Source organism: Polaromonas sp. P3_C2, assembly GCF_056402675.1.
Genome location: NZ_JBFUGX010000070.1, coordinates 1 through 10,215, shown reverse-complemented (window position 1 = coordinate 10,215; position 10,215 = coordinate 1). Strand labels below are relative to the sequence as shown.

The following is a 10,215-nucleotide window of genomic DNA, read 5'->3' as shown; positions in this document are numbered from 1 at the left end:
GGCTTTTACCGGCGCCTTGGCTTTGAGGCCCGGGGTGAGCCTTTCGAAGAAGCCGGCATCTCCCACGTTGAGATGGTCAGAGCACCGTAACGGCGTTGTTGGTGCATGCGGTCGCCTGTGCGTACGGCCTGTTTCAAACACTCAGAAAGCTGATCGATCTCATGCCCCCCCAAAAAACCGGCCCCGATGCGCGGGGACATTCCACCGTCGCAGGTACGGTAGCCAAGCTGGAGCCTGCTGACTCACCTGGCGCGGACTCCACGGCGGCCCTGCCTGCAGAGGTGGCGCAGGGCGGCGGCTGGATCACCGTGCTTCTTGCTTTCATGATGTTTGTGACGCCGGCAATTGGCGTGCCTCATGAAGAAATGCTGCAGGACACGCTGAAATCCATGGTGGTGTCGTTTTCCGCGATCAGTGCCGGCCTGATTTTCTGCTGGCAGCAGCGCCACCGGCGGGAGCCCCTGCGTTGGCATGCCCTCATGTGGTTACCCCTGTCGCTCATGTTTTACGCCCTGGCAAGCATGCTGTGGTCGCATGCCTATCTCGGTGGCGTGGAGGCCATCCGGTGGTTCGTCTTCAGCCTGCTGCTATGGCTGGGGCTCAATACCCTGTCAAGGGACCGGTTGCCTCATTTGGCCCTGGGGATTCATGCGGGCGCCCTCGTGGCTTCGCTCTGGACCGCACTTCAGTTCTGGTTTGATTTCACTTATTTTCCGCAGGGTCCGAATCCGGCGTCCACTTTTGTCAACCGCAACTTTTTTGCCGAATTTGCGGTCTGCACCGTTCCCTTCTCCTTTTATCTATTGATGCGGGCAYGGGACTCGCTGCAAATATCGCTGCTGTCCTTGACCAACGGCTTTGTCGTTGTGGCGCTCATGATGACAGGGACACGTGGGGCATTGATGGCGTTATGGCTGCTGCTGATCTTTCTGCTGCCGCTCATCGCCATGCGCTACCGCCGGCAACTGGCGATTTCTTCGTGGCACCTCGGCCAGAAATTGTTGGCATGCGGGCTTCTGGCGGCCACCGTCCTCGCTTTGGGTTTGATCCAGACCGGCAATCCGAAACTGACAGCAGAGGCCCGGGGCAACACGGCTTTCGAACGGGCCTTCAAGCGTACGGCAACAATTTCCGTCAATGACAGTTCCTTGGGCGTGCGCTTTGTGATGTGGAAAGCGACATCGCGGATCATCCAGGCCCATCCGCTAAGAGGCATTGGCGCTGGCGCCTGGGAAGTGGATATTCCGCTGTACCAGGCCGATGGCACGCAACTTGAAACCGACTATTACGTCCACAACGAGATCCTTCAGTTGCTGGCCGAATATGGCCTGGTGGGCTGGATGTTCCTGCTGGCCCTTCTTGGCTATCTCAGCATGGCCGCGTGGAAAACGCTCAGAAACCGGGGATTCGGGTGGTTGCAGGAGGCCCCGGAACGTGCGCTTGTCCTGTCCAGCTTGCTGGCGCTTTTGATCGTCAGCAATATCGGTTTTCCCTGGCGCATGGCCACTACCGACGCGATCTTTGCGCTGGCGCTGGGGTTCCTGACTGCTTCCGACGCCCGCCTGGGCGTTCAAGGCAAGTTTGCCGCCCAACAACTTTCCTGGAAGCCTGTGTACTCGAAGTTGCTGGGCATCACTTTAATGTTTTGCCTCGCGCTGGCGATCTATATATCGCAACAGGCCGCCATGGCGGAAAGCAGGATCGTCAGGTCCGTCAGACTGGCACTAACCATCACGCAGTCCGGGGATGTCAACAACCCGCGCTGGAACGCCACCAAGCGGGAAATATTGGAGCTGGTCAAAGAAGGCACCCGCATCAATCCCCACTACCGCAAGCTGACGCCCATGGTGGCTGACGAACTGGCGCGCTGGGGCGACTGGCCAAACGCCGTCTGGATCTGGGAGTCTGTGGTGTCTTCGCGTCCGTACGTGGTGGCCTTGCTGACGAATATTGCCCGTGGGCATGCCCAGATGGGAGCCATGGACAAGGCTTTCGAATACCTGGAACGCAGCAAGAACCTCCAGCCGAAAGCGGCGTCAGTCCGATCGCTGGAAGTCGTCCTGCTGAGCCGGTCGGGGAGAACGGCAGAGGCCCAAAAGCTGACCAAACAATACCTGGCAGAAGGTATATATGACTATGACCTCCTGGATGCCGGGTGGATACTGGGTGTGAAAAACGGCGACTTGGATCTGGCCGTCCAGAGCATGGAACTGCGTAACAAAAGCTTTCCTGACCAGCAGGTCGACGGGCTGGTCAAACTGGGCTACCTCTATGCCATCCGGAAAAAAGATGACGCGAAGGCTTTGATGTTCTACAAGGCGGCCATGGCCGCATCACCCGAAAAAGACAAGGAAGCCACGCGTCAGCGCATTCCCCCCGACTACCGGTCCAGGCTCTGAGAAGCGGGTGCGGCTTTCTGCCATTGAACAGTGAACCGGTGCGAAACGGGATATGCCGGCTGATGGTGGTGGCTGGGCTCTTCAGCTGACGGGCTCACGTACATATGCTCCTCGACCTGGACATCCCATCGCGTTGACAGATCGGCCGGATCTGCTGCTGCCAGCAGCACGGTGCTGCTCCGTGTGCCGTACGCATGGTCCGGAAAATCCACAAAGGCACTGGACAGAGCTTCTTCCAGCGCCAACGGCACGCCGGTGACCGGAAGGTCTTCGCGCGGCGCGCGCTGGCGATTACCCAGAGCCGACCACAGAGATGCCTGAAGCTCCGTTGCTTCCAGGCCTGAGCTCGTCTTCAGGGCGGCATGGAGGGAGCGTTTGAGTTCCAGGGTTTTGGGCCACGGCGTATCCAGTGCCGCATTGGACAACCCGTAAAGACCTGGTGACAGAACCTGAAGATGCAGGTTTGAAGCGCCAGACACCACGGCCGGCTTGTTTGTCACCCAGGCCCAGACGTTCCGCTGAAAATCGCCAACCACCAGGTTAAAGCCTGCGTAGTCCGCGCCTTCTTCTTCGAGAGCTGAAGCAAAACCTGCCGCATCATCGCGGCTTTCCAGCCAACGCGTCACCAGTTCCCCCCGCGAGCGGGCCCCGGCATCTGCGCGGGCTCCACGCACATTGGTGAGAAAAGCAATCCTGCCGCCCGGTGTCATGCCCATCCAGGTGCCGCCGGCACGCAAGTCACGGCCTGAAAGGACTTCTTGCCCCGAAGCGGTTCGCCAGCGGGCCAGCGGCAGCGTCGGCCGGTCCAGGAATTCATCGCGGTTGGCCGCAATCAGGAGCGGCCAGCGCTCCGATACGCCAATGGCAAACGCGATCAGGCACATGTCATGAGCCCCGCGCCCCTGTGCCGTGCATCAGATATCTTCCAGCAGCGGGTAGGGCAGGGGAAGCAGGCTCAAGGCTTCGCCTGTGGCGCTTCCCAGCGTCAACCGGCCGTCGCCGGCATCGGCGGCGGCAGAGGTCTGCATCGACACGATGGCGTCAAAGCCGCCAGCGGGATTGGCCGCCGCCGCGGCGACCAGCCCGCAAGGCTGCCCTGCATCGGAGGCGTGAAATATCTCCTGGCCTGTTGCCGGTGTTCCGGCGGTATGAACAAGGTATGCGCGCCGTTTGAGCGTGCCGCGGAACTGGCTGCGCGCAACGATTTCCTGGCCCGGGTAGCAACCCTTTTTGAAGTTCACCCCTCCGACGGATTCGTAATTCAGCATTTGCGGCACAAAGGCTTCAAAAATGGGTTGCGTGATCATCGCAATACCGGACTGCACGTCCAGCCAGTGCCACAAGGCGCTGTCGATGCGCGGTCCTTCGGGAGCGGGTGAAGTGGCAGGTACGCACAAAATCGCACGCGGCTGGCCCGCGCCGGGCTGCAAAAACACCATATTTGCATCACCAAAATCGGCTTTTGACCATACAGGACGGGCGCCACCAGCTATCGAATCCATAGCGGCTCCGGTGACGCCATAGAGCGCGAATTCGGCACTGGCGTCGGTCAGTCTGGCCTTGGCACGCAGCACAAACATCGACAGGCGCTTGAGTGTGGCGGGCAGGATGTCGCGGCTGCACAGCAGCAGCACGTCCTGCTGGCCGGCATCGCTGCTGCGCTTGAACACCACAAAACTGGCCTGCATCCGGCCCTTGGCATTGCAGAAAGCCGCCAGGCGCGCTTCGCCAGCCCCCATCAGGGCCACGTCCTGGGTCAGCTGGCCCTGCAAAAACGTGACGGCATCTTCACCGGAGGCACGGATGACACCCAGGTGCGCAAGTTCGGTGATGCCGGAAATCAGGTGAGCGGCAGAAGGCAGGGTCATGGGGCGTTCACATTCGATGAGGAGATGGGCTGAATTATCATAGGCTCGAGGTTTTGCGTTCTGTACAGAAAAGGTAGCTGGGTTGTGCGTCGTGTCTTTACAAGTCTGTTGATACTGGTATTTGCCGGCACCCTGCTGTTGTTTGGCGCGGGTTTGTGGTGGCTGCACGAGCCGATTCCCCTGCGGCTGGCCCCCGGCAGCCAGGTCGTAGACCTTGAAATCGAGCCCGGCACGCCCGCCAGCGGCGTGGCCGAGGTCATCGTGGCCAGCGGCGCCGATGTCCCGGCCCTGTTGCTCCATGCCTGGTTTCGCTTTTCGGGCCAGGCCCGGCTCATCAAGGCCGGCAGCTATGAATTGGTACCCGGCACCACGCCGCAAAAGCTGCTCGCCATGCTGGTGCGCGGCGATCAAGCCCTCAAAAGCGTCACCCTGGTAGAAGGCTGGACCTTCAACCAGGTGCGTGCAGCGCTACAAAAAGCAGAGCAGCTTGCGCCCGACACGCTTGGCCTGGCGCCCGAAATCATCATGCAAAAGCTGGGCAGGCCGGGTGTGCACCCCGAAGGCCGTTTCTTCCCCGACACCTACACCTACGCCAAGGGTTCCAGCGACCTGGCCGTGCTCAAGCGCGCAGCACGGGCCATGGACAAGCGGCTGGACGCTGCCTGGGTACTGCGAAGCCCGGACACACCGCTGAAAACCCCTGACGAGGCCCTGATCCTGGCCAGCATCGTCGAAAAGGAAACCGGCAAGCCGTCGGACCGGGCCCAGATCGGCGGCGTTTTCACCAACCGGCTGCGCCTGGGCATGCTGCTGCAGACCGACCCCACCGTGATTTACGGGCTCGGCGACAAGTTCGACGGCAATCTGCGAAAACGCGACCTGCTGGCCGATACGCCCTACAACACCTACACCCGCGCCGGGTTGCCGCCCACGCCGATCGCCATGCCGGGCAAGGCCGCCCTGCTGGCCGCCGTGCAACCGGCACCGACCAAGGCCATTTATTTTGTGGCGCGCGGCGACGGTACCAGCCACTTCAGCAGCAGCCTGGACGAGCACAACCGCGCGGTGAACAAATATATAAGAGGCCAGTAATAACTATGGCCCCCACGCTTGTCGCTTCGCGTACTGCGCTGCCCCCCGAGGGGGCGCTGCGCCTGCGGCCCGGCAAAGCCGGTTCCGCGGCCCCTGCTTGCGTGTCACTTTCGCTCAGTTGGCGGCTTGGCGTTACGCGAATGACATCATGAGTAATAGACCTCTGAGCGGCCTTTTCATCAGCTTCGAAGGCATAGACGGTGCCGGCAAGTCTACGCACATTGCCGGCCTGGCTGAAGCCTTCAAGGCCGAGGGCAGGGCGGTGACGCTGACACGCGAACCGGGTGGTACGCCGCTGGCCGAAAAACTGCGTGCCATGGTGTTGAACGACGCCATGGACCCGCTGACAGAGGCGCTGCTGATCTTTGCCGCGCGGCGTGACCACATCGTCAATGTGATTGCGCCGGCGCTGCTGCGCGGTGACGTGGTGCTGTGCGACCGTTTTACCGACGCAACCTTTGCCTACCAGGGCGCAGGGCGCGGTTTTGACCTGAAGCTGCTCTCAACCCTGGAGCGTTGGGTGCAATCCGACGAAGGGCTGCTGGGCGACCCCGCGGGCAATTCACCCATGAAGCCCGAGGTGGAAACCGTGATCGAGCCGCATTTGACGGTGTGGTTTGACCTGGCGCCTGAAGAAGCGGCCCGGCGGCTGACCGGCGCGCGCCTGCCCGACAAATTCGAGGCTCAGCCGGTGGCGTTTTTCCGCCGCGTGGCGCAAGGCTACGCGGACCGGCAGAAAAATCACCCCGAACGTTTCGCCCGCATTGACGCATCGAAAAGCCGCGACGAAGTCTGGCAGGCCGTGCAGCAGGTGTTTATCGCCAAAGGCTGGTTGTCATGAGCGTTCTGGATACTTTGCCGGCGACGGCCGAATCCAGCAATCCGCGCCTGGCGCCGTGGCTCCAGGCGCAACTTGAAAGCCTGCTGGCCCAGCGCGGCCATGCGTGGCTCCTGAGCGGACCTTCGGGTTTGGGGCAGTTTGAACTGGCGCTGGCACTGGCGCGGGCCTGGCTTTGCGAAGAAGCCACGCCGCAGGGGGCCTGCGGGCACTGCGGCAGTTGCCACGCGGTAGATGTACACACGCATGCGGACCTTTGCATGCTGATGCCCGAAACCCTGTCGCTGGCGCTTGGCTGGCCGCTCGACGAAAAGACGCAGGACGACCTGGACAGCAAGAAACGCAAGCCCAGCAAGGAAATCAAGGTCGATGCGGCGCGCGAAGCCGTGTCTTTCACCCAGTTCACACGGTCACGCGGCACCACCAAGGTGGTGCTGGTGTTCCCGGCCGAGCGCATGAACAACGTCACGGCCAATACCCTGCTCAAGACCCTGGAAGAGCCTCCAGGCGCCGTCAAGTTCGTCCTGGCCACCGAGGCCGCGCACCAGTTGCTGCCCACCATCCGGAGCCGGTGCCTTGGCCACACCATGGTCTGGCCGGACTTTGACCAGGCTCTGGGCTGGCTCCAGCAGGAAATCACGCTGGCAGGTGATAGCGCCGGTAGCACCAAAAAAGCCGCGGCAGCGCCAAAAGCCGCTGAATTGCAAACCTTGCTGGTGGCCGCGGGCGGGCGACCCGCCGACGCGCTGAACTGGGCACAGAACAATCCGCCCGCGGAAGCCGCCCAACATTGGCAGGCCCTGCCCAAAGCCATGGCGCGCGGCGACGTGAGCGCGCTGTCGGACTGGGCGCCAGCGCAGGCTGTGGATGCACTGCAAAAGCTTTGCCACGACGTACTGGCTGTGCGCATGGGCGCCGCGCCGCGGTTTTTCCACGCGAGCGACCTTCCGGCGGCCCTTCCCGCTGCGGCCGGCAAGACGGGTGGCGGGCTTTACGCCCTTGCAAGCTGGTCCAAAGAATTGGCGGCCATTGCCCGCACGGTGGAACACCCCTACAACCCGGGCCTGATGCTTGAATCGCTGGTAAGCCGGGCCCGCACAGCGCTGAATGCGAAATAAACCCAAACCGTTTCTTTTATGCTGCAATTGCAGACGCCGCAGCAGTCAAACCGATAAACTAGCGCCATGAGCACACCACCGCCCGCCAGTTCACCCGCAGCCGCCACCGCCCGCCCCAGCGTTGTCCAGCTGGCCATCAAGGAAAAAGCAGCGCTTTACGCCGCCTACATTCCCTTGTTCACGGAAGGCGGCGTTTTCATTCCGACTGCACGCGACTACAAGCTGGGCGACGACGTCTACGTCCTGCTGACGCTTCCTGAAGATACACAACGCTATCCGGTGGCCGGCAAAGTGGCTTGGGTCACACCCGCAAGGGCGGCCGGCAACCGCACGCAAGGCGTTGGCGTCCGATTCCCGTCGGACGATAAATCCCGTCTTCTGAAGATCAAGATTGAAGAAATCCTCGGCGCCCACTTGGCGTCCGACCGCCCCACACAGACCATTTAGGCCTTGCCGAACGCGGCCTGCCGCACCGGCAAGCGCGTGGTTGCTATGGTATTTATAGCTGCTTGCGCACGGCCAATAAGGCTTGCAGCCTGTTTTGATACCTAACCTTGTACCGCGATGTTCACTGACTCCCATTGCCATTTGAGCTTTCCGGAGCTTCAGGCCCAATTGCCGCAAATCCGCCAGGCCATGCTGGCCGCCCAGGTCGACCGCGCGCTGTGCATCTGCACCACCCTGGAAGAGTTCGAAACTGTTCATGGGCTAGCCACGGCCTACGACAATTTCTGGGCAACCGTCGGCGTGCATCCCGACAACGAAGATGTCCGGGAGCCCAGCCTGGACGACCTGCTGACACGCGCCAGCCTGCCCAAAGTGGTCGGCATTGGCGAGACCGGGCTCGACTATTACCGGCTGGGTGACCGGACCGTGGCGGACATGGAATGGCAGCGGGAGCGGTTTCGCGTGCACATCCGGGCAGCTCGCCAGACCGGCAAGCCCCTGGTGATTCATACCCGCAGCGCGTCCGACGACACGATTGCGTTGCTCAAGGAAGAGGGCGGCAACGCCGGCCAGGCCGACAGCGCCACTGGAGTTTTTCACTGCTTTACCGAAACCCAGGCGGTGGCCCGAGCCGCCCTGGACCTCGGGTTTTACATCTCTTTTTCCGGCATCCTGACCTTCAAGAACGCGGCGGATTTGCGGGAGGTGGCCCGATTTGTCCCCATGGACCGTATGCTGATTGAGACCGACAGCCCCTACCTCGCGCCCATGCCGTACCGCGGTAAAACCAATAATCCTTCGTATGTTCCCCTGGTGGCCAAGCAGATTGCGGAACTCACMCAACAACCCATCCAGGCCATTGCAGAGGCCACAAGCCGAAACTTCGAGCAGCTTTTCAGCGGGGTTAAAGCATGAAAAACAACTTCATGAATTACTTTAAGAAAGCAATTATTGCCGTTGTTTTTTATGGACTTTCTTCGGCAAATGCAGGGTCGTATGATGATTTTTTCATCGCAGTCAAGCGCGACGATCCCCGCACTATTCAGGCACTGCTGCAGCGGGGGTTTGACCCCAACACACCTGACCCAAAAGGCGAGCGTGGGCTCTTTCTCGCGCTGAAGGAGCCATCGCTCAGAGCAGCGCAGGTATTGGTGGACTGGCCCAAGACCGACGTCAACACCCTCAACGACAAGGGGGAAAGCGCACTCATGCTGGCCGCCCTCAAGAACCATCAGGGCCTGGCTGAGAAGCTGGTCAAACAGGGCGCCGACGTCAACAAGACCGGCTGGACGCCGCTGCATTACGCCGCTAGCGGCGGGCACGTGGCCATCATCAGCCTGCTGCTGGAAAACAGCGCCTATATTGATGCCGAGTCCCCCAACGGCACCACGCCGCTAATGATGGCCGCCATGTATGGCACCACGGAAGCAGTGCGTCTTCTCCTGGAGGAGGGTGCCGACCCGCAGCTCAAAAACCAGCTGGGTTTGACTGCCCTGCAGTTTGCCCAGCAAGGCAACCGGCCCGACGCCGCAGAAGCCATCACCACCGCCTTGCAGAAGAGGCGGCCTGCCGGGCAATGGTGACCACGTGATGCTCGGGAGTAAAGCCCGAGATCCGCGCAGATGCTTCTGTCACGGCACGTCGGACGCCAGGGCCACTCGTTCTTTGTGACCCAAACGGCGCCGCAACCATTGCAGCAGGTCGTCAACATAGGTGAACACCACCGGCACCACCAACAGACTCAGCACGGTAGAAGTGAGCAGGCCGCCAATCACGACAATGGCCATGGGCTGTCGAAAGCTCGGCTCCGCGCCCAGGCCCAGCGCGTTTGGCAACATGCCCGCACCCATGGCCACTGTGGTCATCACAATGGGCCGGGCCCGCTTATGGCAGGCGTCGATCAGCGCGCCCAGGCGGCTTACCCCGTGCTCGCGCCGCGCCATGATGGCGTATTCCACCAGCAAAATAGAATTCTTGGTCACGACGCCCATGAGCATCAGAACGCCGATCACCGCCGGCATCGAGAACGCCTGGTGCGACACCCACAATGCGATCAGCGCGCCTCCCATCGCCAGCGGCAGAGCTGACAGGATCGTGGCGGGCTGCATGAAATCATGGAACAGCAGCACCAGCACGGCGTAGATACAGAAAATACCGATGGCCATCGCGACGCCGAAGCTCTGGAAGAGCTCGGACATACGCTGCAATTCGCCTTGCTCCACGCGCTTCACACCCGCGGGCAGGTTCTTCAGTGCCGGCAGTTCCATGGCCTCGCGCTGGACTTCGCCCAGCGCGCGCCCGCCGAGCTCGACACTGAGCGTCAGGTTACGTGAACGGTCCAGGCGGGCAATCTGGGAAGGGCCGCTGCCCATGACGATCTCGGCCACAGACGCCAGACTCACCGTGCCGCCGCTGCCCTGAACGCGCAATTGGCCCTGAACGCGCAATTGGCC

Annotated in this window: 11 protein-coding genes; 8 read left to right on the top strand and 3 right to left on the bottom strand. The window is 61.7% G+C overall.

Features of this window, described 5'->3' with window-relative positions; translation table 11 throughout:
- Both AC1DWI_RS05090 and AC1DWI_RS05085 read left to right on the top strand, forming a co-directional pair.
- On the top strand, positions 1-90 hold a 90-nt coding region (locus tag AC1DWI_RS05090; protein ID WP_477724477.1), incomplete at its 5' end, for a GNAT family N-acetyltransferase.
- A 71-nt stretch (positions 91-161) separates the two neighbouring features.
- Positions 162-2,399: an O-antigen ligase family protein gene (locus AC1DWI_RS05085; RefSeq protein WP_477724476.1), complete on the top strand. Its 2,238-nt coding sequence runs from the start codon at positions 162-164 to the stop codon at positions 2,397-2,399.
- Here the strand turns inward: AC1DWI_RS05085 and AC1DWI_RS05080 are convergent.
- Both AC1DWI_RS05080 and ygfZ read right to left on the bottom strand, forming a co-directional pair.
- Complete coding sequence (locus AC1DWI_RS05080; RefSeq protein ID WP_477669551.1) at positions 2,381-3,283, bottom strand: NRDE family protein; 903 nt, start codon at positions 3,281-3,283, stop codon at positions 2,381-2,383. The two genes, AC1DWI_RS05085 and AC1DWI_RS05080, sit on opposite strands and share 19 nt — an antisense overlap.
- Before the next feature lie 30 nt (positions 3,284-3,313).
- Entirely contained in the window at positions 3,314-4,267 is a 954-nt protein-coding gene (gene ygfZ, locus AC1DWI_RS05075) for a CAF17-like 4Fe-4S cluster assembly/insertion protein YgfZ (protein ID WP_477669552.1), read from the bottom strand.
- A gap of 84 nt (positions 4,268-4,351) precedes the next feature.
- On the opposite strand from ygfZ, the gene mltG reads away from it, so the two are divergent.
- The 6 genes from mltG to AC1DWI_RS05045 all read left to right on the top strand — a co-directional run bounded on the left by mltG (position 4,352) and on the right by AC1DWI_RS05045 (position 9,345).
- Positions 4,352-5,359, top strand: a complete 1,008-nt coding sequence (gene mltG, locus AC1DWI_RS05070; RefSeq protein ID WP_477669553.1) for an endolytic transglycosylase MltG — start codon at positions 4,352-4,354, stop codon at positions 5,357-5,359.
- A gap of 148 nt (positions 5,360-5,507) precedes the next feature.
- Positions 5,508-6,200, top strand: coding sequence for a dTMP kinase (gene tmk / locus AC1DWI_RS05065; protein WP_477669554.1), 693 nt, complete (start codon positions 5,508-5,510; stop codon positions 6,198-6,200).
- A complete protein-coding gene (locus AC1DWI_RS05060; protein WP_477669555.1) occupies positions 6,197-7,315 on the top strand; it encodes a DNA polymerase III subunit delta' in 1,119 nt (372 codons plus the stop codon). Before tmk ends, AC1DWI_RS05060 begins: the two co-directional genes overlap by 4 nt.
- Positions 7,316-7,381: 66 nt before the next feature.
- A complete protein-coding gene (locus tag AC1DWI_RS05055; RefSeq protein ID WP_477669556.1) occupies positions 7,382-7,762 on the top strand; it encodes a PilZ domain-containing protein in 381 nt (126 codons plus the stop codon).
- Between the two features lie 117 nt (positions 7,763-7,879).
- Positions 7,880-8,677: a TatD family hydrolase gene (locus tag AC1DWI_RS05050; protein ID WP_477669557.1), complete on the top strand. Its 798-nt coding sequence runs from the start codon at positions 7,880-7,882 to the stop codon at positions 8,675-8,677.
- An 11-nt stretch (positions 8,678-8,688) separates the two neighbouring features.
- Positions 8,689-9,345 (top strand): ankyrin repeat domain-containing protein, encoded by a 657-nt coding sequence (locus tag AC1DWI_RS05045; protein WP_477669558.1) that lies wholly within the window; start codon positions 8,689-8,691, stop codon positions 9,343-9,345.
- Between the two features lie 48 nt (positions 9,346-9,393).
- Here the strand turns inward: AC1DWI_RS05045 and AC1DWI_RS05040 are convergent.
- The coding region (locus AC1DWI_RS05040) for an efflux RND transporter permease subunit (protein WP_477724475.1) at positions 9,394-10,215 on the bottom strand (822 nt) is incomplete at its 5' end.

Coding starts and splice junctions, on each gene's coding strand:
- AC1DWI_RS05045 (WP_477669558.1), top strand. CDS start 8,689: ATGAATTACTTTAAGAAAGCAATTATTGCCGTTGTTTTTTATGGACTT.
- AC1DWI_RS05055 (WP_477669556.1), top strand. CDS start 7,382: ATGAGCACACCACCGCCCGCCAGTTCACCCGCAGCCGCCACCGCCCGC.
- tmk (WP_477669554.1), top strand. CDS start 5,508: ATGAGTAATAGACCTCTGAGCGGCCTTTTCATCAGCTTCGAAGGCATA.
- AC1DWI_RS05080 (WP_477669551.1), bottom strand. CDS start 3,283: ATGTGCCTGATCGCGTTTGCCATTGGCGTATCGGAGCGCTGGCCGCTC.
- ygfZ (WP_477669552.1), bottom strand. CDS start 4,267: ATGACCCTGCCTTCTGCCGCTCACCTGATTTCCGGCATCACCGAACTT.
- AC1DWI_RS05060 (WP_477669555.1), top strand. CDS start 6,197: ATGAGCGTTCTGGATACTTTGCCGGCGACGGCCGAATCCAGCAATCCG.